At 48.4% G+C, this 25,169-nt stretch carries 13 protein-coding genes; 8 read left to right on the top strand and 5 right to left on the bottom strand.

Annotated features, from left to right (window positions below; translation table 11 throughout):
- The first annotated feature begins 62 nt into the window (after positions 1–62).
- Positions 63–1,937 (top strand): adenosylcobalamin-dependent ribonucleoside-diphosphate reductase, encoded by a 1,875-nt coding sequence (locus ACFWUL_RS01940; protein WP_416177651.1) that lies wholly within the window; start codon positions 63–65, stop codon positions 1,935–1,937.
- Positions 1,938–2,179: 242 nt separating this feature from the next.
- Here ACFWUL_RS01940 and ACFWUL_RS01945 read toward each other — a convergent pair whose 3' ends face one another.
- From ACFWUL_RS01945 to ACFWUL_RS01965, 5 genes are all read right to left on the bottom strand, one after another.
- Positions 2,180–3,253 (bottom strand): IS630 family transposase, encoded by a 1,074-nt coding sequence (locus ACFWUL_RS01945; protein WP_416176725.1) that lies wholly within the window; start codon positions 3,251–3,253, stop codon positions 2,180–2,182.
- A 175-nt stretch (positions 3,254–3,428) separates the two neighbouring features.
- Positions 3,429–4,922, bottom strand: coding sequence for a lyase family protein (locus ACFWUL_RS01950; protein ID WP_416177652.1), 1,494 nt, complete (start codon positions 4,920–4,922; stop codon positions 3,429–3,431).
- Positions 4,923–5,212: 290 nt separating this feature from the next.
- Positions 5,213–6,655, bottom strand: a complete 1,443-nt coding sequence (locus tag ACFWUL_RS01955; protein ID WP_297019752.1) for a C69 family dipeptidase — start codon at positions 6,653–6,655, stop codon at positions 5,213–5,215.
- 270 nt (positions 6,656–6,925) lie between these two features.
- Positions 6,926–7,720: a transposase gene (locus ACFWUL_RS01960; protein ID WP_416177653.1), complete on the bottom strand. Its 795-nt coding sequence runs from the start codon at positions 7,718–7,720 to the stop codon at positions 6,926–6,928.
- 20 nt (positions 7,721–7,740) lie between these two features.
- A complete protein-coding gene (locus ACFWUL_RS01965) occupies positions 7,741–8,202 on the bottom strand; it encodes an IS110 family transposase (protein ID WP_273317918.1) in 462 nt (153 codons plus the stop codon).
- 2,865 nt (positions 8,203–11,067) lie between these two features.
- Between ACFWUL_RS01965 and ACFWUL_RS01970 the strand changes: the two genes are divergently transcribed.
- The 7 genes from ACFWUL_RS01970 (at position 11,068) to ylxM (ending at position 25,161) form a co-directional block, all read left to right on the top strand.
- Positions 11,068–12,288: an ISAzo13 family transposase gene (locus ACFWUL_RS01970; RefSeq protein WP_416177654.1), complete on the top strand. Its 1,221-nt coding sequence runs from the start codon at positions 11,068–11,070 to the stop codon at positions 12,286–12,288.
- 21 nt (positions 12,289–12,309) lie between these two features.
- The gene (locus ACFWUL_RS01975) at positions 12,310–13,947 is read left to right on the top strand and encodes a ShlB/FhaC/HecB family hemolysin secretion/activation protein (RefSeq protein ID WP_416177655.1); all 1,638 of its coding nucleotides are present in this window, start codon (positions 12,310–12,312) and stop codon (positions 13,945–13,947) included.
- A 99-nt stretch (positions 13,948–14,046) separates the two neighbouring features.
- The gene (locus ACFWUL_RS01980; protein ID WP_416177656.1) at positions 14,047–21,159 is read left to right on the top strand and encodes a hemagglutinin repeat-containing protein; all 7,113 of its coding nucleotides are present in this window, start codon (positions 14,047–14,049) and stop codon (positions 21,157–21,159) included.
- A gap of 11 nt (positions 21,160–21,170) precedes the next feature.
- Positions 21,171–21,542 carry a hypothetical protein gene (locus ACFWUL_RS01985; RefSeq protein WP_301874092.1) on the top strand — a complete coding sequence of 124 codons (372 nt, stop codon included), beginning with the start codon at positions 21,171–21,173 and terminating at the stop codon, positions 21,540–21,542.
- Between the two features lie 10 nt (positions 21,543–21,552).
- Entirely contained in the window at positions 21,553–23,847 is a 2,295-nt protein-coding gene (locus ACFWUL_RS01990; protein ID WP_416177657.1) for a hemagglutinin repeat-containing protein, read from the top strand.
- Positions 23,847–24,431, top strand: a complete 585-nt coding sequence (locus ACFWUL_RS01995) for a hypothetical protein (RefSeq protein WP_297020360.1) — start codon at positions 23,847–23,849, stop codon at positions 24,429–24,431. The genes ACFWUL_RS01990 and ACFWUL_RS01995 overlap by 1 nt, the downstream gene beginning before the upstream one ends.
- Positions 24,432–24,837: 406 nt before the next feature.
- On the top strand, positions 24,838–25,161 hold the full coding sequence (ylxM, locus tag ACFWUL_RS02000; RefSeq protein WP_273317816.1) for a YlxM family DNA-binding protein: 324 nt from the start codon (positions 24,838–24,840) through the stop codon (positions 25,159–25,161).
- Positions 25,162–25,169: the final 8 nt, after the last annotated feature.

Here is a 25,169-nt window from a genome sequence, read left to right on the forward strand (position 1 = left end):
TGACTCAATACATAGTATGTGCTACCATGGGTTTATCAAAATTACGGAAACGAGGGATTCTTATGAACCACTGGTACGACAATACAATCAGTCAGGGCATCCTGAAAGAAAAATATTATCATAAAGGAGAAAAGACTCCTCAGGAATTTATGGACCGGGTGAGTTCCATCTTTGACCCGGAGCTGAAAAAGAGGGTCAGAGGTTATCTGGAAGATACCTCCTTCTGCCCCGCAGGCCGTACTCTCTATGCGGCAGGGGCCAAAGGAAAATTCAAGGTATCCATGTCCAACTGCTATATTCTGCCATCGCCGGAGGATAATCTGGAATCCATCTTCCGGGCCAACTATGAAATCGCCCGCATTTTTTCCTATGGCGGCGGCATCGGCATCAATATTTCCAACCTCCGCCCGAAGGGAAGCGTGGTGAGAAATGTGGCCCGCACTTCCACGGGAGCCGTTTCCTTCCTGAAGATTTTCAATGTCACCGGCGAGGTCATCAGCCAAAATGGACGCCGGGGCGCCATGATGGTGGGTCTCAACTGCGACCATCCGGATATTTATGAGTTCCTCCACATCAAGCAGAATGAGGAGAAACTGTCTTCCATGAATATTTCCATCCTCTTCACCGATGAATTCATGGAAGCTGTAAAGGACGACCGGAACTACACCCTCCATTTCACCGTGAAGGCTACGGGAGAGGAAATCAGAAGGACCATCCGGGCCCGGGAGTTCTTTCGGGAATTCTGCGAGACCCAGTGGGACTGGGGGGATCCGGGAGCCCTCTTCGTGGACCGGCTCAATCATAACCACCTCCTGGCGGGATACGATGAATACAATATCGAGATTACCAATCCCTGCGGCGAATTCGGTGGCAATGCCTATAACGCCTGCAACCTGGGCAGCGTGAACCTCTATGAGATGATCGATGACAAGTTCAGTGACCATCCCGTATTTAACGAAGAACGGTTCAAACAGGTGGTGTACGACGGCATCACAGCCCTCGATGAAATCGTGGATTACGGTTATGATACCCAGCCACTGGATGAAAACAGGAAATGCATCGATGACTGGCGGTCCCTGGGCCTTGGCCTCTTCGGCGTAGCCGATGCCCTGGTGGCCATGAAGCTCACCTACGGAAGCAAAGAGGCCAATGATTTCATGGCCCATGTGATGAAGGTCATGCTCCTCACAGCCCTTCGCTCCTCCTGCGACCGGGCAAAAGTCGAGGGCACCTTCGGCCATTACCGCTGGGAAGCTGCGAAGAAGTCTCCCATCCTGGACCTGGTGAAGGACCTGGACCCTGCCCTCTATGAGGACATCCATCAGAATGGCCTCCGGAACGGTACCCTTCTTGCCGTGGCGCCTACAGGAACCATTTCCCTTCTTATGGGCAGCTTCTCCGGCGGCTGTGAACCGCTGTACAAGATTTCCTACGAGCGAACCACCCACAAAATGGAAACGGTCCATGGCCATTTCCGGGTTTTCGCCCACAGCGTGAAGGACCTCCTGGAATACCATCACCTGCCCCTTACTCTGACGGATGAGGAAATCCGGGCCCGGTTCCCCTGGGTGGTGGAAAGCCATGAAATCCCCTTCATGAATCGGGTGGACATGCAGGCGGCCATGCAGAAATACGTGGACAATTCCATTTCCAGTACCGTGAACCTTAAAAATGAGGCCACGGTGGATGATATCTACCACATTTACATGTCGGCCTGGGAAAAGGGATGCAAAGGGATTACCGTATTCCGGGACGGCTGCCGCCGGGGCAATATCCTTGGCGTGGATACGTCCAAAAAAGAAGAAGAAAAGAAAACACCGGACGTGAAAGAGACGGAAAATATTCCGGAATGCCCGAAATGCCATTCCCACCACCTCCACGTGGAAGGCCACTGCACTACCTGCGAAGAATGCGGCTGGTCCGCCTGCGGGCTGTAAGAAAAAAGTACAGGCATCATGGATAGATTCCTGTACTTTTTTTGAAAGAACGGGGCCAATTGCGGTTTGTCGAGCTGTTGGAGCGAACGGTTTGTCATGCTTGCGGATAGAGTCACTCGCATGGAGCTCCTAGTTTCTAGCGGCTAGCTGTTAGGAAGGCTGATCCGCCTGCGGCGCTTCCACCCGGTATTCCCGCCAGTCATTCGTGCCGTAGGCTTGCCAGCTTTCCTAGAAGCTAGTGTCTAATTTCGTAAGTTTCCGATTGTATCCCTAAGTTGCGAACCCTTGACCTCACGTTTTTTCCAGCGGAACGGTTCTGCATGCTCATTGTAGGCAGCAATAAACTTTTTAATCGCTGACACAAGATCCGAAACAGAGTCAAAACTTGCCCCTCGGAGCACTTTTCGCGACATAATGTTAAACCATATTTCCACTTCATTCAGCCAGCTTGCTGACGTTGGTGTGTAATGAAAATGGACATTAGGATGCTTTTCCAGCCAGTCGTTTAAGCGCTTGTGCGTGCAGTAATTATCGACAATAATATGATATTGCACTTTGTCTCCACCCGGCTCACTTTTCAATAAGTCATCTAAAAATTCTTCAAAGTCCTCTCTGGTTTTTCTCTTTGTTGTCTTTCCATAAATTTGTCCGGTAGCTACCTCCAGTGCACCGAATAAATTTATTGTTCCATTCCTCCGATATGTGCTTTTCAACCCGCGCACAATTTTCTTGTTATGAGTAAGTACATATCCTTGGGCTCTACTTAAGGCCTGTATCGATGGTTTCTCATCAACGCTGATTACGACAGCATTCTCTGGCGGGTTCAAGTAAAGTCCCACGATATCAGCAGACTTTTTAGTAAACTCCGGATCAGTACTGACACACCAGGAACGCTGCCTTGCCAGCTGTATTCCTTCCTTTCTCATAAGTCGCCAAATGGCAGCCTTTGAGACATTCAGAACTCTTGCCAGTGTAGGACCATCCCAGTGTGCTAGCCCGTCTGGAGGCGCTTCCTTCAGCTTATTTAACACCATTTCGCGGAATTCCGGTCCATATTGAGCAGTACGGCCCCGCCTTTTCTTATCCTGTAGTCCAGGGATGCCCTGTTCAGCGAAACGATTCCGCCAAAGGCTAACGGTATTGGGGCGTTCCCCCAACTTAGCCGCGATATCCTTGATTTGCATTCCATCAAGACATAGAAGAACCATTTTTGCACGTCTTACAATGCGATGCTCTGTTTTTTGAGAGTTTACGATTTTATGCAGTTCTATGCGTTCGCTTTCGGAGCAGCGTATTTGCTTAGCAACTTTTGGCATAACGTTATCCCCCCCTGCAATTTGCATTTATCTGGAATAAGTATACCATTATTTGCTGTGTCCGGCAATACAATCTATTATTTATGAAATTAGACACTAGCAGCTAACAGCTAGAAGCTCCGCACGAATGACTCTACCCACCAGCGTCGCCCCATCAGCTCGCAATACTGAAATATCACAGCAGCTTTTCAAAGTCCCGGTTCAGTCGGTCTTCTGCTTCCTTCAGGTGACTTTCCGTGTTCTCCACCCAGGACTCATGGCGGGCGAGGTCATCTTTGGCCATCCGGATCATTTTATCCAGCTCCGCCGACTGGGGGCCCCCTTTGACTTTCCGGTTTCTCACGATGGAAGCCGGATCTTTGGCGTGGTTCCATTCCTCTTCGGTCATGGGGAATGCGGGCGGCAGGTTCGGGTCCTTTTCTGCAGTGGCCTTGTAAACTTCATTGGCCGTTTCCCAGGTGAAATTCTTCGGTGTAATGTTGTGAGCCCTTGCGTAGGTGACGATTTCACTGGCAAAGTGGTGGCCTTCCCGGAAAGGGATGCCGTGGTTCTTCATGAGCTCATCGGCGATTTCCTGGGAACAGGTCCAGTCCAGGTCCAGTTCCTCCAGGGACCGGTCCGGATGGATGACGAGGTTATTGAGGATCCGGTCCATGCCGGAAAGGACCTTCGCAGCCTGGGGCATGATGTCCCGGGCCCCGTTCAGGCGGCCGTCCGCCATGCCGGCGGGGATGTTGTGGGAGCGGAACATGGCTTCCACCGACATGCCGAGAAGCGTAGACGCATCGGTGCGGCAGCTGTTCAGGATGCCAGGGTTCCTCTTCTGGGGCATGGCGGAGGAAACATAGGTATTGCCGCCTCCCTCTTTCAGAAGTACCCAGGGCCGGGGCTGGGCGTACTGCTGCATGATTTCTTCAATGAAGCTGGTGGTGTGGATGGCGATGCAGTTCGTAATGCCCCCGGTTTCAATGGGCGCTTCCTGGGGGAAAATCTGCCCCGCATCGTAGGTGTTGTAGGCAAGTCCGTCGAAACCGAGGTAGGAAGCCATGCGGTCCCGGTCCAATGGCCAGCCGGTGCCGTTGAGGACTGTGGAACCCATGGGGGAGCGGTTGAGACGCTTGTAATATTCCTCTGTCCTGTCCATGTCCCGGCTGTAGGCATTGGCGTAGGCGATGAGGTAATGGGCCATGCTGTTCGGCTGGGCGGCTACGCCGTTGGTGTAGTTCGGAATGAGGGTATCCTTATTTTCTTCCGCCAGCCGGATAAGATCTTCCTGTACACGGTTCAGTTCCTTCGCCATGGCAATGAGGTGTTCCCTCTGTTCCATAATGCCCACGGTGGTGAGCATGTCCTGGGAAGAACGGCCGGCATGAATCTTCGTCACATCCGGTCCGGCGGCTTTGATGAGGTAAGGCTCGAAGGCCACCACATTCCTGGGGCGGGGCGCATTGGGGAGACTCCCTTCTTTCAGCACCCTATCGATGCCTTTGGCAAAGGCATGGCCCTCTTCCGGAGTCAGGAGCCCTTCGTCCGTATTGATGACGTCCGAGGCTTTATTGATCTGGCCGAGCCAGAAAAAGTTGTCCCGCGGCGTTTCTTTCGCAAAGGCCGGCAGGGATCCGGCAGAAATCATGGCACAGAGGGCAAGAGTAAGGATAGATTTTCTCATGGTAGTTCTCCTTTTGGAAATAGGGGCCTTCGGCCCCGGGCAGCGGCCTGTGGCCGGGGCTCTGTCCTGCGGATAGGGCGGTGACTGCGTCAGGGCAAAGGCTATCGCCTGGGCTTAAGGAAGTATATATATTTCGCGGCGCTTCAAAATTTGTGCGCCGCTCCTTCCCTGGCCGAAGGCCATAGCCTTGCCGTCAGGCAGAGCCATGCCATGCATAGCCCCGGCCGCAGGCCGCTGCCTGATATACTTTTATCCACAAACGCGTAGATGGGCAGGCACTTGTACCAGCCTTAAGAGTCCGACCTGGCGAAGGAGTTCTTCATTTCCAGACTGGCGGTATAGAGGACCTGGTCCAGGCACTTGTTTGTTTCTTCTTTTGCCATGGCCGCCATCTTCTCGTTGCAGGACTCCAGGAAGCTGTGAATGTCGCCTTCTACTGGTGCTTTATCGGAGGCGGCAAGAAGGGCGCAGGCCCTGTTCGAGGTGGCTGCGATATACCGTTCGATGGAAGAAGAGGTGGAGCCGAAGTGGGAGTCCGCCAGGGCGGAAATGAAGCGGATAGCCCAGTAGAACTGCTGGCTGTCCGGAATTTTTCCTGTTTCTGAAATGTAGGATGGCGTCTTTGTGACGTTGGCGTAGAAGGGGATGAAGGAATTAAATACGTTGCAGCTCACTGCAAGCCATTCCACTGCCATCTTTTCCGGCGGCATATAGGGACGAAGCTGGGTGAGGGCGAGGAAATTATTCCGATTGATACCGATGGGGCGGTACCGGTTCCGGCTGTGTTCATCGCCCCTTCCTCCATAGCAGTCGTAGGGGGTTCCCTGGTAATGGCTGCTGAGGACGTACTTCACGTCGTCCACAGTAATTTTCTTTTCCGGCACATAGCTCCAGGGAAGGTCGTCCGATTCCGGCGTCATGGAAGAGAGGACGCCATCCTTCTGGAAAGCGTGGGGATTGAAATAGGACAGCATGTACCAGGCCCTGGGGGTGTTGTAGGTGTGGTCTGAATCACTGCGGCTGCCGAAGGCGCTGCGGCTGTCAAAGGGGCCTTCCTTTGTCATGGAGAGGTCCAGGTGGTTCTCCGAAATGAAATCGGCCAGGTCAGAGGAGCACATGTAGTTTTTCCCTTCCCCCAGGGCATCGGCAAGGTCCAGGGTATCGATGCCCAGCTGGTTCGGCATGACCACATAGGCGTCATCGGGTACCCGTTTCGCCATCCAGTGGTGGCCGCCGATGGATTCGAACCACCAGATTTCATGAACATCCTGGAAGCCGATACCGTTCAGTTCGCAGGTACCGCAGGTTTCCAGAAGTTTTCCGAGACGAAGCACCCCTTCCCGGGCACTACGGATATAGGGGAGCACAAGAAGAAGCATATCCTCCTCCCCAATGCCGTCTTTCACGAGAGGGTCCGCCCCAAGCACCCGGTCATTGGAGGTGATGGTCTCGGTCTCCGACATGGCCACATTGGCTTCATTGATGCCTGCCTCTCCCCAGAATCCTTCCTCCGGGAGCGCATTGGGCATGGCCGTATACCGGAGAGGTTCCTCCGGCAGGTCCATATGGAACTTCGTCAGCACCGACTGATACTTCCGGGGCTGGTCCTTCGGATTCACCACAATCCACTTTTTCGGCGTAAAACTGCCGGAAGGGGAATCCTCATTCCGGGCCATCATGGTGGACCCGTCATAGGTTGCGTTCTTTCCAACAAGTATAGTTGTACAGGGCATAGTAGTTCCTCCTTATTATCTTTTTCCTTATTATACTGCATTATACTGCAGGAAAAGGAAAATTAGGTGAACATGGGCATGTGGAATGGATGGGCTTTGTTTGGAGCGAGATAAGTTTGAAACCATCTTCATTACTAAGTGACAGGTTTTGGGGGCAACTTTAACAAGCCCCCTGGAAAAATCAATTTTTTCGGAGTTGCTCTGCCTAAAGCTAGTGTATAATAGCTTTAGGTTCTCTATGAACCAGACGTGGTTAACGGGTTGCAGTTGTCAATCAACGACAGTTATCCCCTGCGAAGCAAGGTATTCGGCAAGTTGAGCACGAGTCATTACCTTTTTAGCCTTTTTTGGCTTCTTTGCAGTCATGTATCCATCAGCTTTGTAAGGTTCGTCCTTATGTAAGATGTGCCAGATGGCGGTCAGGAACATCTTGCAGATTGCAATGATGGCTTTCATGTAACCACGTCTATTTTTTATCCTGTTGAACCGAAGTGTAATTTCCGGGTGAATTTTGGACCGTACAACTGCTCTGGCAATATTAACCAGTAACGGCTTGATGTATGTCCCTGCTTTGGATATTTTCCGCCCTTTTACTTTACGGGCACTTGAGTCATGGCTTGGACATACACCGGCCCATGAGCAAAGGTGTTTTGCTGAAGGAAATACACTCATGTCCGGTCCGATTTCCGCCAGTACACGTTCAGCAGTGAAAGGATCTTTATCAAACCCCGGAACAGTTCTGATCAGTTCCAATTGATGGGCATAGGGCTTCATTTTCTCAGAAATGTCTTGCTTAAGGGTTGTTTCATTTCCGATTGTCCTTACCATCCTGTCGAGGGCGACTCTAAGCTTGGATAAAGCAGATAAATCAATGGATGCCGCTTTTTCTACTGCTTCTTGAATGACAGGGATGGGCGTCTTGCAGCCTTTCCGAATGAACGGGGTCACATCGAATGCTTCTCCAGGATGTTGAATCATATATTTAAAGATATCCATTGAAGATGTACCAAATGGATCTGTAAACACATCATCCAGTTTAATGCCTTCTCCTGTCAGACAATTCAATATACGGTTTTTCTCTCCTGTTATCGAATTGTGAATCTTAAGACAGTAACGGATAACTGATCTAATAAGCCGGATCTTTTTAGGAGGAATAAGCTTGGAACTACATGTCCTCCAGCATAGGATTTGGCAATCCACTTGGCGTCGGCCGGGTCACTCTTTTTCCCTTTTAATGGCTTGGTATACTTTGGATGAGCAATAACAGGATGCAGCCCGGCTTCTTCAAAAGCATCGAAAACAGGATGCCAATACTGCCCAGTGGATTCCATACATATCTCGCTGCATCCATTGACAATATGCCAATTCACCATTTCCTGCAAACCTTTTGGAAATGTAGTAAAGCGGGCAGTTATATAGCGGACCTGATCCCTGTTCTTGTCATAGATATGGATTGCTGCGAATAACATCTTCTTGTGTACATCAATGCCACTGCATATAGGATGAATATACTCGTTTTTATCGCCGATTTCTAGCTGTTCGTGCATTTTACTCAACTCCTTTCGTTAAAAGACAGAAAGTATAAGAATAAATGTAACGGACATTGACTGACCATTCTGAATCAATCGAGACGATTGTACAAAGATATAAGTTTACGGGCTCTAATGTCAGGTCGAAACCTGGCCGCACCACTGGTCAATTCCAAAGAATGATCTCCTATTTAATTAGACGGGGTAGTCACCGCCATGACTCCGCCATTCAGCTCCACGGGTTTATGTAGTGTATCCGCACATTCAATGTCAGTATGGCACGAGTGGGGCAACAAAACCAGCGTTAATTGACGTTACTATCAATGGTTTCCTTGCTGGTCAATGGCGCGCAGCGCCTAATGTCTAATTAAGAGACTGTTGCCGTGAAGAAGATAGACGATAGAAGATAGATTAAAGAGGATCAGCTTACGGCGGGGGTGCTGAGGTGACTGAGGAAAAGGTGGCGGCGCTGATGATATGGAGATCGGGATGAAAAGCGGCAAAGCCGCAGATGGAATCCTAAAGACTCTAGCCCCATAACGGGCTGAGAGATGGCAATGGATTCGGCTCGCAGGGCCTGCTCAGTGCAAGGTACAAAGTCTTCACTCATTCGTACGCACAACCACACCAATGCTCCAGGCTGACGTCCGGTAAGCTGTAAGCGGATAGAGAAAAGCAAATTTTTTGAAAAACTTCACTTTCCATGTTCACAAAATCACACTTTTTGCAATGTATATAGTAGAGGGGCAAAAAGTTCCGGGGATTAGACAGGCTCTTATCCTGCTTTTCCGCCAGCCGGCAGTGGGAAGCTTTGATGGGAAAATGGAAAATCTGCCAACGTAAGCCCCTCCAGACCAAGGATGTCAAAATTTTTCAAAAAATTTTTGGAAATTTTTGCACATCAAACGCTTTTCCGTTATGTATATAGTAGAGGGATGAAAAAGGCCCGCGGTATGAAAAGTGGATTCCCCGTTTTCCTGAGTGCGCGCTGTGGAAAGAATCCCGGGAGTCCAATGGACATAGGGTACCGCCTGAATCGTCCCTCGCCCATTCGGCCGAAAGGGAGTGTAAGGTCGAGTGGCGAGACCGAGATCGAGTAGGACAGCGGCTCTGCCGCAAATCCCCTCGATCTCGACCTCGGCCTCGATCCCCGCACAATGTTACGCAATTCGGATAGCGGAAAAAGATTCACAACACCATAAGGCCCAGGACTTTTTGATAGCTCATGCTTTTGCCACTTTGACGACTAGTCCGGAATTTGGAGAAACCTCGGTTTCCATCCTTACGCCGGCGCCGTATTCACTGGACAAATTCTTGCATCTTACGGACACCGGGTCTTGTTGGTGTTTTTTGTTTTGCTATGATAAGCCGTGCGTGCGAACCGGCGGGGCCTTGAGCCTTTTGCCTTGAGCTGGTCGGCGGCTCTGCCGCAAAGGTAGCGGCGCGCAAATCAAATAGCGCTGCTTTTTTTATATTGTTTTTTAGCGGCGAAGCCGCAGTTGGAATCCTAAAGACTCTGTACAAAAATCGTGCAATTGCCTCTGCAGTAGGCTCCTTCCTTGGGAAGGAGCTGCCCACGGGGTTGAGGTTAGCTAATGGAAAAGGCCCGCAGGACCTGACCGGCGCACTCTCAAGGCTGAAGGTTCGAAGCAGTGCACGCTATTATTGCGCCCAAACCAGATGGGACATTCTTTCTTGCCGTTGGACTATACAGTTGAGAGGCGGAAAGGCCGGATGTAATTTCTTCCCTGCCGGTGGTGCTCAGCCCATGGGACCGGGAAAGGGAGAAAGGACGTCTTCATATGATTCTGCCCCTCCAGCGCGCTGAAAATGGGATGGCCGCGAAGCGGCTAAGGGTCTAGATCTAGGTCTAGACCTACAGCGACTTTGCCGCTGATCCGGAATAACTACACAGAAGCTCCTGAGGAAAGACCTGTCAGAAATCATGAGCGGCCGTTTGACCACCTCGCTCTTCCCTGACGACACAGACATCCCGCACTGCGGTTACCCCTGGCCGATTCATGGAAGAAGATGGTACAGGCCCCACTCTGCATCGGCATTGGGATGAATCAGGAGTTTTTGTAGTGGAATAAAGGATATTTTACGGTTCAGTGGCTATGCTGCAGAGACGATAGAATATAGTCAGGCTTACGGCTATCAGCTGACAGCTTACTGAGTCAGATTGTGGAGAAGTGGCTATAGGCTTAAGTGGCTGAGGTGACTGAGGGGGAGGTGGCGGCGCACCATTTATATAGCGCCGAATCAAGATTGTAGTTTGCGGCTATGCCGCTGTTGGAATCCTAAAGACTCTGTACAAAAATCGTGCAATTGCCTCTGCAGGAGGCTCTCTTCTCTGAAGAGAGCTGCCCACGGGGCTGAGAGATGGTGATGGAAACTGATTGATTCTGCCCGCAGGACCTGGCCGTATCTATCTTCTATCTTCTATTTTCTATCATCTTCGGGAATACATATGACCAGGACAAGGTAAAGCTATACTGTATCCGGGCACCACAAAAACACGGAACCCTTTGCCGGTATCTTCCATGCATCGAAGGCCGCCATGAATCAGGCATCAGCGCATTAGCAAGGGAGAAGATTGATGATAGAGGATGCGCCATCCTTCTCTGCATCCCGTGACTCTGGAAGAGCACTCCGTTACAAATTGAAATGCCGGCCTTTACAGGATCTTCGCCAGGGAATATAATGCCTGTAAAGAAACGCATAGGATTTATCATTGCTTTCATAAATTTCGGGGGTTCCTATGAAAACGGAGAGAGTGCTTTTCCTGGCTTTGGTCCTTAGGAATTGTGCGCAAACAATATTTACATTTTAATTGATTAAAAGTGTAAAAAATGCTATGCTGATGCCAAGGAGGAAATCAGCATGGTTAAAGAAGTCCCTGTAGATAAAATCAATAAGATGCTTCCACTGCTTAACGAGGCGCAGAAACGAGTATATCTGGCCTCTGAAGCCGAAGCACTCGGCCACGGTGGAATTACTGCTATCAGCAAAGCCACTGGCGTATCCCGGGTAACCATAACGAATGGCATAAAAGATCTGAATTCTGAACATCCCTATTTATCTCAAGATGCACCTTCCCCTCGTATCCGAAGGGAAGGCGGCGGTCGTAAACCCATAGAGGTTACTCAGCCGGGAATTATAGAAGCACTTGAAAGCCTTATGGAAAATTCCACTTTTGGAGATCCCCAGGGACCTTTGCGTTGGACGACAAAGAGCCTGCGTAACCTCGAAGCGGAAATGAATGCCCGTGGTTATAAGATTAAATATCGTAAAATCGGATACCTCTTGAAAGATATGGGTTACAGCCTCCAAATCAATCAAAAAATGAACCAGGTTGGAAGTCAGCACCCAGACAGGGACGCACAGTTCCGGCACATCAACGAAACTGCTGAAGAATACATGGAAAACGGGTTTCCTGTTATTTCCATAGACTGTAAGAAAAAGGAAAACATTGGAAATTTCAAAAATAGCGGAGCCGAATATGCCAAAAAAGGAAATCCGGTAAACGTTCTTGACCATGACTTTCCTCTTCCTGACAAGGGAAAAGCTGCTCCTTACGGCGTTTACGATATTGCAGCCAATGAAGGGTTTGTGAATGTGGGAGTAAGCTCAGATACTGCGCAGTTCGCAGTGAATTCGATCCGCTCCTGGTGGGATGAGATGGGTAAACCACGATATCCTGAAGCAACCCGTCTGTTAATTACGGCAGATGGTGGTGGAAGCAATGGAAGCCATAGCCGGCTTTGGAAATTTGAGCTGCAAAAATTTGCTGATGAAAGTGGCCTTGAAATCGAAGTCTGCCACTTCCCGCCCGGAACATCCAAATGGAATAAAATAGAGCATCGACTATTCAGCCAAATTACAAAGAACTGGCGAGGCCGTCCTTTGGAAACGCTTGAAATTATCGTTAATCTGATCGCTTCAACAACTACCGATAATGGGCTTGTGGTTCGGTGTAAAGCGGATACCGCAGTCTACCCTAAAGGCACTAAAGTTTCTGACAAGGAATTTGCTGGCATTAATCTGCTAAGAAATGAATTTCATCCTGATTGGAATTATGTCATCAGGCCATCATATGAATAGCTTAATAATGCACAGATCCTTATGGGTACTTTCTGCTCTTTCCATGCCGCTGCCATGGAGGATGTGACCTTCGTCCGTCAGGAGCAGGCAGCCCGGAGCAGGGAGCGGGAAGCATTCAGGGACCGGTTATTCCGGGATACCTTCAAACCGATAGAGACAGAAGAAAAGAGCGGTGAAGTGCCGCCTGTTTCTTCTGTCTCTTTTTATGTGAAACAGGTAGTATTGGATAATCCTTCGGAAGAGTTATCCTTTCTGGATGACATAGCTTCCCGGGATACTGGCCACAATATGACAGCGGGAGACGTGGAGCGCCTTGTATCCCGGATGAACAGAAAGCTTATGGATAAAGGGTACATCACAAGCCGGGTGATGGTGCCGGAGCAGAATCTTTCCGGCGGCGTCCTGCGGCTTTCCATATTTCCCGGCAGGCTGGGACATGTGCGGTATGCAGAGGGAAGTGAAAGGCTGCCCTGGCGGAATGCCGTTCCCCTGAGGGAAGGGGACCTTTTGAATATCCGTCTTCTGGAACAGGGACTGGAGCAGATGAAGCGGCTGCAGTCCCTGGACGTATCCATGAAACTTCTCCCGGGAGCGGAACAGGAGACGGATGTAGAACTTTCCATCAGGCGCAGGAAACAGGTCTGGGGCCTCATCTCCCTGGACGATTCAGGCATGAAGGAAACGGGAAAGTACCAGTGGACCGGTACCCTTGGCATAGACAGGCCCACGAACAGCAATGACATCCTCGTCCTGTCGGCGGGACTCGATGGCAGCCGTGACGGTTATGACAGGAGCACCAGGGACCTGGGGCTCTATTATTCCATACCCTTCGGAAAAGATACCTTTACCATCCGCCATAACCGGTACCACTATCACCAGACCGTCACATCCATTCCTTATGAGTTCAACAGTGAAGGAAAGACGAGGATTACCCGTTTCACCTTCGACCATGAAATATCCAGAAGCGCCACGGAGAAAAGGGACTGGGACATCACCGTTGCCAAGAGGGATTCCCATTACTACATCAATCACATGGAGATCCCGGTGCAGGCCATGGATACGACTTCCCTGGAAGTGGGTCTGTCTGACCGTATCTATCTGGGAAACAGCACACTGTACCTGCGGCTTGCCCACCGCCAGGGCATGGGCTGGCTGGGAGCGCAGAAAGAAAGCCCCTATTCCGATGGCCCGAAGACAAGATACAAAATGTGGCTGGTGGATATGGACTATAAAAAGCCCTTCACCCTGGGCAGGCGGCCCGCCTCATGGACGGCATCTTTCCATGGCCAGTGGAATACAGCAGGAAACCGGCTCTATGGGGTGGACATGGTGAGCATCGGAAACCGCTATACGGTATGGGGATTTGACGGGGAATACACCCTCATGGGAGAAAGCGGATGGTATCTCAGGAATGAACTGTCCTCCGCCATTTCCCGTTTTCACAGCGAAGCCTATGTGGGACTCGACGTGGGAGCTGTCTATGGGCCCTCCACGGATATGCTGGTGGGAAGGACTCTTTCCGGCATGGCCCTGGGGCTCAGGGGCACCTTTTCCAGCGGCCTTTCCTATGACGGGTTTATCAGCCGGAGTATTTACCGGCCCGAAGGTTACCACACCAGGAGATGGGTTCCGGGATTCACGGTGAGCTGGCGGTTCTAAGGAGCCTGTGAGAACCTTTGAATCTTATTCCCTTGAATCCCTTGAACCAATTGAACGCTCTGAACCCTTTAGTATTAAACATCCGAAAGAAGGCATACCATGAACCGGAAAGCAGGAAGAACACTGGCACGGAAAATAGGGGCCGCTATGATGGCAGGGCTTTTCATGGCGGACTCAGCTGTTTTCGCCGCAGCACCCATTATGCCCGATGCCGGGGCTCCCGCTTCCCGCCATCCCCTGGTGCAGGAGACAGCCAATGGGATTCCCCTGGTTCATATCGCAGCTCCCTCTGCTTCCGGTGTATTCCGAAATGACTATGACCGGTTCAATGTCCCGGAAAAAGGGGCCATCCTGAATAATTCCTATACCCTTTCCAAAACGGAATTGGCAGGTTACGTACAGGGAAATCCAAACATGGCCAAAGGCCCGGCCAGGATCATCGTGAACCAGGTCACCGGAAGCAGCGCCACCGCCATGAATGGCTTCCTGGAAGTGGCAGGGAACAAGGCGGACGTGGTCATAGCCAATCCCAACGGCATCACCGTTAATGGCGGCGGATTCATCAATACCGGCCGTGCCATCCTCGCCACGGGGAAACCGGAATTTGACGCCGGAGAAAACCTGGAGGACCTCAGGGTGAACGGGAACGGCACCATCCTCATTGACGGGAAAGGACTGGACGGAAGAAAAGCCGATTCCCTGGCTATCTATACCCGGGCGGCCAGGGTCAATGCGGCCATCTGGGCCAATACCCTCCAAGTCACTACCGGCGCCAATACCATAGAGGCTGAAACAGGGAAAGCTGTGCCAATCACTCCGGAAGGAAAGAAACCGGAAGTGGCGCTGGACGTATCCGCTGTTGGCGGCATGTATGCAGGCCGTATTTTCCTCGTGGGTACGGAAAAGGGCCTTGGCTTCCGCATGGATGGCCATATGAATACCGATGACCTCATACTGGATGCGGACGGACACCTGTACCATAGCGGCACCATCCATGCAGCCAGGGAAGCGGACCTGGAAGTATCTTCCCTGGAACACCAGGGCACCCTGGTGTCTGAAGGGAAACTCAAGATCCAGTCAGATGGGAACCTGGTGAATACGGGTACCCTGGGAGCGGGAAAAGAACTGGCTGTCCAAGCCGCCGGTATTACCAACGATAGAGCAACCATTGCTTCGGAAGGGACTCTTTCTATAGAAACTACGAAAAAAGGAAAGGATACTCTCTCCAACCGGGAGGGGAAGATCCTGTCCAATGGAACCCTGCAGGTAAGGACTAATTCCCTGGATAATACCAAAGGCACCCTCTCCTCAGGGGTAGACCTTGTCCTGAAAGGAAATACCCTTACGAACGAAGAAGGAAAAATTACCGCCTTTGGAAACAGCCAAATCACGGAGAAAGAAAAAGTCAATAACCGGTCCGGTTCCATCGAGGCTCATGGAGACATCAGCCTATCCGGAAATCAGGCAGACATTTCTGGGGATAGTGCCAATATTTCCGGAAACGATGCCGGTGTTTCTAAGAATACATTGGAAGTGGACAACCACAATGGTACTATGGATGCGGGAGGCAGCCTCACCGTGACGGCTGCTACCCTCCAGCTTGACGGTACCCTGGCAGCCGGAAAGGATATGACCCTCCATACCGGGGACTCCATGACCAATGACAATGCGGGATCTTCCTACGGCATCACCCGGGCCGGAGAGAACCTTTCTATTGAGACCACAGGAACGCTTACCAACAGCAAAAAGATAGAAGCCGGAAAGACGCTTTCTATAGAAGCGGCGCAGATAGAAAACAGGGCGGAAGGGGAGCTCAATGGAAAGAGCCTCTCCCTGAAGACACAAACCATGACGAACCGGGGCCTTGTGAATGGAGACAGGGACTTGTCCATCGAAACCGGCACCCTCCTGAACCTGGAAACAGGACGGATCTATGGAGAGGATATTTCTATCAACGCCGGCCGCCTGGAAAACAGGAAGGATAAAGCCCTGGAAGAAAGCCTTGCCGCTGCCATGAAAACACTGCAGAACAAGGAAAAAGCACTGGATGATGCCTATGGCGTCGACGTGACAGCCTTCCATTCAGATGAGGAAAAGGAAGCCTTCTTCAAGACCATAGAAGAAAAGACCGGGGACTACGAAAAGGCCAAGGCGGAAGTCGATGGCATACGGAAGGAAATGGAAAGCCATCCGTCGGCGGCCCTCGCAGCCCGGGGCAGCCTGACCATGACAGGAAATACCCTCCTCAACAGCTCCGGCGCCCTCCTCTACAGCGGTGGCGATATGACCCTTACAGAAAAAGGAAGCGTCATCAATCGGGGAGGCACCATCAATGCCCAGGGAAATCTCTCCATCACGGCGCCCGTTATTTCCAATGAAAACGAATCCTTCTCATCGGAGCGTGTATGGACAAGCCACGTGACAAATCCCAAACTCATCCGCATCGACCAGGACGGCCATCCTGAAAAGGGACAGGCCTTCCCGGAAAGCGAGTTCAGCCGCCTTTCCAGCGGCTACGGGGCTTACCATAATAAAGGCATTACCCCTAAGGAACCGTTGGAAGAAGCGGCCTATGGCATCATCACAGCACCTACGGAAGAAGAACTGGCGGAAGGGGAAGACCCGGTGGATCCTTCCCTCGTGGGTACCCTGGCGCCGAACTATGCCTATGATGACCCCATTTTCCAGCAGTTTGGCATAACCTCCATGACCACCGCCCGGCCGAAGAACGGGGATCCCGCCCAAAAGGCCTGGGATGAGTCCTACCGGAAGATCCTCGACGCCCTCAATGTGAAAATCCGGGAATACAACCGGGAAGTGGAAGCCTACAACAACTCCATCGGCGCCATAGAGGGAGCCAAGATCAAGAACTACACCATCATCCGCACCAATACCCATACGTCCGAAAAGAAAGTAACCGAGACAAAGGCGGGTATCCTTTCCGGTGGAAAGGATATGACCCTTGTGGGGAATGTGACAAACGAAAACAGCCGGATTACCGCAGGAAAGACACTGGCGGTCCAAGGGAACCTTACCAATGAAGAAACGAAGAACCAAGTGGAGAAAGTAACCTTCGGCACCACCCAGGAAAGTTACACAAAGAAAAAGCATTTCCCCCATAAGGCCCACCGCCGCCACTACCGGAGTGAAATCTTTATGACGCCCCAGAAGGATCTGGAGAACCCCGCATCTTTTGGCGTGGCGGAGACAAAAGAAAACAGCAGTGACATGTCCGATTCTATGGACATAACCAAAGCGGGGAGGGAGAATATACAGAGCTATCTGAATCCCTTCCAAAGCGGCAATGAAACCCATCCGGGCACCGTGGCAGGAGATAAAGGGACATCTATTCCCTTCCTTTCCGAGAGTGCCCTCTACAGTCTCCATCCGGAAGAGACAGCCACATACCTCGTAGAGACAGACCCCGCCTTTACCAATAAGCATTGCTTCCTTTCTTCAGACTACATGTACAGACAGATGACCTGGGATCCGGACCGGGTCACCAAACGGCTGGGAGACGGATTCTATGAACAGGAACTGGTAAGACAGCAGATTGCAGGCCTTACGGGCATACGGTACCTCAATGGCTATACGGACGACGAAGAAGAATACAAAGCCCTGATGGATGCAGGTATAGCCTATGCAAAAGAATATAACCTGAAACCCGGCATTTCCCTCACCAAAGAACAGATGGCAAGTCTCACCAGTGACATGGTCTGGCTGGAGACCACTACAGTCACTGTGCATGGAAAGACCTATGAAGTTCTCTATCCTAAAGTGTATCTGAAGCCGGGAAATATGACCCTTACCGCTGATGGCAGCCTCATCAGCGCCGACACACTGGTGGCAGAGACGAAAGAGACACTGGAGAATAACGCATCCATCCTCGGAAATACGGTAGTCCTGAAGGGAAATGACGTAGTCAATTTAGGGAAAATTCTGGGCAAAGACATTAGCCTCAGGGCAGAAAGAGACATAACCCAGAAGGGCCTCATCACCGGCGAAGACCGGGCAGCCCTTACGGCAGGCCGGGATATCTCCATGGGAAATACCATCTTCCACGGAAAGAACCAGGACATTTTGGATACTACTGCCGGTATCGCGGTAAAGGGGAAAGAGGGAGTCCTCCTCATGGAGTCGGGCAGAGATATCCACCTCACCGGTGCCACTCTGGCAGCTTTGGGAGATAAAGGCTCCATGATCCTTTCTACCGGTCACAATCTCACCATGGATACAGACGCTCTCGAAGCCAGGAAAGATATGACCGAAGACAGTGACAACTATATTCGTACTTATCGCAAGACGGAAACTGCCAATACCTTGGCCGCCGGAAAAGATGTGACCATGACAGCGGGCAATAACATCAAAGCCAGAAATACATCTGTATCCAGTGAAAGTGGCACAATTGGCGTCAAAGCAGGCAATGATGTGACTGTAGAAAACGGTTTCCAGAAAGCGGCAGACGACTATGGCTTGAAGTACAAGGAAAGCGGCTTCCTCTCCCACAAGAATACCGGGTTCAAGAGCCACGATGAAAGTAAGGCCGTGACAGGCAGTCTGCTTTCCGGTGATACGGTAACCATTGTTTCCGCCGGTAATACCGAAGTGACTGCATCTAACATCGTGGGGACAAATGATGTATCTATCGTTTCCGGCAAAGATACCACCATCACCAGTGCAGAAGAAGTGGAGAAGCATGATTATGAAAAACGTGTCAAGAAGAGCGGCCTTTTAGGTGGCGGATTAGGTTTCACCATCGGCAGTGAAAAGCGAAATGATCAATATAAAGATGAAGACATTACGCAGAAGGGTTCTACTATTGGTAGCATTGCTGGTAATGTGACCATCGAAGCGAATAAAGACGTACATGTGAATGCCTCGGATATTATCGCCGGGAAAGATATTTCGCTGACTGGCGAGAATGTAGACATTTCCAGTAAAGACAATGTGTATCATAGTGACGAAAAGCATGAGTATAAGAAGAGTGGGCTTACTGTCGCTGTTGGCGGTGCTGGAATCAATGCTATAGAATCTGTCGCAGCACCAGCCACTCGTATGACACAAGTCTCAGATAATCGTTTGAAAGCCCTCTATGGCTATGAGACGGCTGAAAAGATAAAGAAAAATGGAGATGCATTAAAAAATATCGTCAAGGGAAAGCTTTTTCCTACGATTTCTATCGGTATCGGTAGTAGCTCTAGCAAATCCGAAAGACATAGTACCATCACTGAAGCACAAGGCAGCTCATTGCAGACTGGACAAGACGTGACTATTAAGACGAAAGAGGGTTTGAGTGTCATAGGCTCTGACATTTTAGGTAATAACGTTACTCTGGACGCAGGCAAAGATATCCGTATTTCTGCTACCAAAGAAAAAGAAAAACAGAAGATTAGTCAAAGCAGTAAAGGTGGAAGTCTCGGCGTCAGCCTTTCCGCTGGTTCGGTAGTTTCTGTAGATAGTAAATTCTATGCTGGTAAAGGCAAAGAAAATAGCAGTACCACTAGCTACAAAGAGAGCACTGTAACGGCCAATGATACGCTGACGATGAAGAGCGGAAAAGATATCAGCTTTATTGGCAGTACCGCTAGCGGAAACAAAGTAAAAGCCGATGTAGGCAGGAATCTGGATATTGAAAGCGTGCAGACTAAGAAAGAGTATAACGAGGAAAACGCATCAGCCGGTATGAGCTTTGGTACATCGGCAGATAAAACCAGCTACGGTGGTAGTGCGTCCAAAGGGAACATGAAGAGCAATTACGAAAGCGTTACTGATCAGGCTGCTATTCGCGCTGGTGGAGATGGTTTTGATATTTCTGTCAAAGAAAATACAAATCTCAAAGGTGGTATTATTGATAGCGATGCAACAAAAGATAAGAATACTCTTACTACGGGTACATTGACGTGGGAAGATATGGACAACAAAGCAGATTATTCTTCTATAGGAATGGGCGTATCTCATAGCCATTATGGTGATTATGACCAAATGACACAAAAGCAGAAAAATGAAGTATACAATAAAAAAGGATTGACTCCGTCTATTTCCAGTGGTGCTAAAGGAAAGTCAAACTCTACGACTAATTCTGCGGTTGCAGCAGGTACCATTAAAATTACTGACCTGGATAAGCAAAAACAGAAACTAGCAGATTTGAATCGAAATGCTAAAAACAGCCTGCATCAATTAGGTGAAATCTTTGATAATCAAAAAATAGAAGAACGAGAAGAAATGGCAGGACTCTTTGGAAGAATCGCTTATAATGCAATTCATGATATGAAAGATGGTACAAAAAAGACCGCTATGCATGCACTAACAAGCGGTATTATGAGTAAGTTAAGCAATGGGAATTTTCTGGCTGGGGCCACTTCTGCTACAGTGAATAAGATGCTTATGGATGAAATAAAAAAAGCTTCTAAAGGTGATCCTGCTACCATGGAATGGATGAGTGCAATAGTGGGCGGTATCACCACAGAATTGGTATCTGGAAATAGTTTAATCGGTGCTAGTGTAGCAAGTAGTGCCACTAAAAATAATAGTCTTAGAGATGCTATTGATGCGATAAACGGGATATTTGATGCCAATGAAGCGTACGAAGAAGCAAAAGCAGACGACCATCAAAAAATATCAGATGATATATATGAAAGTGGAGCTGGTGAAGAAGAAAGTACTATGCGTGAAACAGGTGATGTTGAGGTAAATACGACCGATATAGCCAAAAATATAGAAGATAAGGCAGCTGAAACATATGGGGAGCCCTTGTCTGACAGCATGGATGAGGAAGAATATGAATCGAATAATGAATCCTTTGATGAAACGCCGCAATTGCCTCATGAAAATGGACCTACCAGTGATGATGCATTTAGTGCTTGGGAAGGTATGATGGGGAGTGCTTTAGATAATAAGTCTATGTCAGTTACAGGCAAAGTATTGCCAGTAGGTACAACTTTAACAACTACGTGGGATATTTTAAATGATGCAAGAACCGATTTGTATGGAGTAGGTGGTTCAGCGGGACGAATTCGTATGGACTTTATTGCAACAGGAGCATCACTTTCTGGATATTTACCATCAGGTAAGTATGCTGGGATTATTGCTGGTGCAGCAATGGGAGTGAGTATTTCTAAATTAAAAGATTATTATTTTCCTGAATTACCAGAATCAAAGAGGAACAAAGAAGATCAAAAAATATATAACGAGGCTAAAAATTCAATAGAATAGGAGATATACCTATGATGTATGTGATTATAGGATTTTTTTATATAATTGCCAGCCTGTTTTTATCTATGCATGATGAAAAGTTGATTGGATTAGATTTCCCTATTAAACCAAGCCCTAAAGTTATAGCAATTAACTTGATGATTTGTGTCGTATTTGGAGCAATTATCTGTAGTTTATATTTTGATAATATTTATTGGCGATTTGGAATTATAATTTTTTCTATTTTACTAAATGTACGGTTTAGATGTTTAAAAAAGATAGGAAGCAAAATGGAAACAATGGCAACTAGGAGTACGATAAAGTTTTGGGAGCAAAGAGAAATTCTCATGAATCTATTTACGTTTATATTATCATTTCTAACGTTATTAACATTTTTCAAATGAGAAAATTACCATGTTAAATGCTAAGATAAGCATAAATATTTCTGCCAATAAAAATGGCAACAGGACCAAAGAAACTACCAAATCTAGCGGTTCCAGCATTAGTGCTTCCATCGGTGTAGGCGGATTACAGGGAATAAGTGCGTCCTATAGCAAAGTAAAAAGTAATATACAGGAAAACGAAACAACCTATGAAAAGAGCCAGGTCACGGCTGAGCAAGACCTGACATTTACCAGTCGTAAAGATACTACCATCGTAGGAAGCGAGATGAAAGGTAACAAGGTAATTGGCGATGTAGGAAGCAATCTTTCTATTGAAACCAAACAGGATAAAAAGAGCTATGAGGAAAAGAATACCAGGGCAGGATTAACCATCAACTATGGCGTGAAGAATGGTAAAACCGGTGCTGGCGGTGGTGCGAGCAAAGATACCATCCAGAGCAGTTATGAAAGTGCTGCTAACCAGGCGGGAATCCATGCCGGTAGAAGAGGCTTTCACATTACCGTTAAAAATAATACTGGCCTGAAAGGCGGAGTAATTGGTAGTGATGCCTCAAAAGATAAGAATAACCTGACCACAGGTACGTTGACATGGGAAGATACTGAAAACAAAACAGATTATAAAGCCGGCGGTATGGGGCTGGCCTATTCTCCCAATGATAAGGGAAATGCACTGAACCGGAGAGGACTGCTGCCTGATTTAAGTCCTATGGTCAAAGATAAAGCAAATAGTACGACGAAATCTGCTATAGCAGAAGGGACCATCCATATTACCAATAAGGAACAGCAGAAGCAGACTATTTCCGGTTTGAATCGGGATACCGGGAACAGTCTTAACCGGCTGCAGGAAATCTTTGATAAAGCCAAAGTACAAGAGAAGCAGGAACTGGTCGGTATGCTGGAAAAGTATGGCAATCAAGCCATCTATAAATATGCCGAACGCAAAGGGTGGAAGGATGGCTCTACAGAAGAAATGCTGCTTCACGGTGCCTTTGGAGCTCTTATGGATGATATGGCCGGCGGTAATGTGACAGCAGGTGCTTTAGCTGGTAGTGTAAATGAATATGTCATGGGCTATCTGACAAGGACAAAGGGGGAAGAATGGGTACAGAATCATCCTGATACGGTACAATGGATTAGTGTTGGTGTGGGTATGGCACTAGAAAAATTGACAGATAGAAATATGACAGATACCGTTAATGTAGCTTTGGATGCTGCGAGATGGAACAGGTTAGCCTATGAAAGAATAACAAAAACTGATATTAAAGGTTTATTACGTAAGACGAATGGTAAGCAGATGACTGACAAAGAAATTGAAGGATTATTGAGCGATATTATTGACATGGTAAATGAACTTGATCCCAAAGCAGCACAGTCGAAATACTGGGAATATGGCAATGTAGAAACAGAAAATGCGGTCAAAGAATGTTTAAAAGAACATGGTATTTCAGATGAAAACTCCACTGCGTTTATGTATGAGTATAAAAAAATATATCAGGAAGCGGCTGCGGAAGACTCAGCAACATTCAAGAAGAGGACCGGTATCGATTTAGACAGGTACTCACCCAGTCCTGAGATTGGAAAAGAAACTTTTAAATTGCCTGCTATTTATGTCACAGCGGATAAAATTTATCCATTGTCAGAGGAATGTGAACATTCTGATATGTATGAAGCGGAAAAGGATTTGCGGCGAAATCTGGAGGCAGAATTAATTGCGTCCAGACGGGAACCGGGGACTGAGATAGCTGCGGAATGGCCGGAATGGGCAAACAAAAATTATGGCGGATTAAAAGCGATCGGGTTTGTTGGGGCTGATGTTTCAGAAAAGATAGCAGATACGCCTATTGCATCGAAGTTCTTGCGACATAGTCTGGAAGGCAGCGGTAAATCATTGTCATTTGCACATGGTTCGGATGTATCAAGAGACTTGGAACACTCTGATGTATTGGCGGCCAAGGTCAGGAAATTATCCCGAAATCTAAAACCGGGTGAAAAGAAATACTTCTATTCATCAATAGATTTTAATAAAAGTGATGATAACTCACCATCTAAAGACCAGCAGTGGGCTTATGGAAAGGTTAAACTGGCTATTTGTGTTGATAAAAATACTAGGAGGAATATATCTTATAGTGGAGAAGTTGGCGATACCTATAATTTTGATTGGCACAAGGTAACTCAATCGAGCTATAAAAATGAATATATAAAGCTGATCATGAACAATGGCGCTGTATTTTATCAGGAGATTGGAGCATTACAACCATTTAACTGGATAGCTTCAATAAAAGGATTCGTTCATGGAGGCAGTTAATGATTAAAAAGTTATTTTCCAAAAAAGCAATTATAGTTATTTTAATGCTTTGGGTGGCATATCATATTCTCTTCGGCACAATACGGATGCTCGTTGATTTGAAATATCCTAATGGATCGAGCAGTAATACGGTAGTGGCGTTTGGAATGAATCTAAGAAGTGCAATATTTTCATTGCCTGAGGGAAGTGATAAATGGGTATTAAGAGACACGCAACCTGAAAAACAACAACCAGATGTATCTGGATTTAGATTAACTGGTCTTGATGAAAATGTATATGATTATGAAATTGAGATGGGGTTATTTTACCAGTATAAAATGTTTTATATATATGGACGAAATGGTTTCTGGATGATCCAGGCGGACCCTTTTCATATCAGGCTGTTACGCAATCAAAATATCCCCGCCAGGGATGCAGAGAAATTGGATGAGACCATTGCCAAGTATAATACCAATGGAAATCAGTTTACAGTAATAAACGATGAATCAGGGTTAACCTGGGAGGAGCGGAAGGCTTATAATCGCTTGAAAGATAAAGCGCAGCCCCGAATTGCAAAGCTGAAAGAGCAGGGGTTATATCCGTGATTGCCAATTTCAGTATTGCGAGGTATTGGTTAGATATTAATAAGCACGTTAGCGGCCTTCGTCATAGTGGCTGAGAGGGGGGACGCCTTCGGCGAAGTGGCTCAAGGGGAATGGACTGCGGCCAAGGGGATGGTGTGCCGCGTCAAATTATATAGCGGCACAAGTTTTTATTCAACGGCAAAGCCGTAAAATATATAATCTGCGGCGCTTCCAAATTTTGTGCGCAGCGAACTGGAGCGCAAGGAGTGGTAGCAACTGAGCATCCAGTGAGTCGCTTTCCACCCTTGGCCACAGGCTATTACCCTTCAGCCATTTTAACTACAACCGTCATCATGCTGGTGTAAAGCAAATTTCCTTGACAAGCCATTACCTATCCTGTATAATGACAATCGTCGTGGTGATTCCTATGTCTATCGAAAATATTGTAGAAAAGGGGGAGCTCCTGGATCAGTACGGAGCCCTTCTGACGGACCGGCAGCGAGACTGCCTGGACCTGTACTATAATGAAAATCTGACGCTGGCGGAGATCGCCGGCCATTTCCATATTTCCCGGCAGGCTGTCCATGATGCCATGCGGCACGGGGAGGAACAGCTCCTGGCCTATGAGTCGGCGCTCCACCTGGTGGCGGAGAGACCAAAGAAAGAAAAAGCGGCCCGGGAGCTCATGGAAATGATTCCTGATGAGCATCGCAGGAAAGCGGAGCGGCTCATCGACTTTTTATCGGAATGAGGTGACCC

The sequence above is a fragment of the Dialister sp. genome (assembly GCF_047832375.1).
Classification (GTDB): Bacteria; Bacillota; Negativicutes; order Veillonellales; family Dialisteraceae; genus Dialister.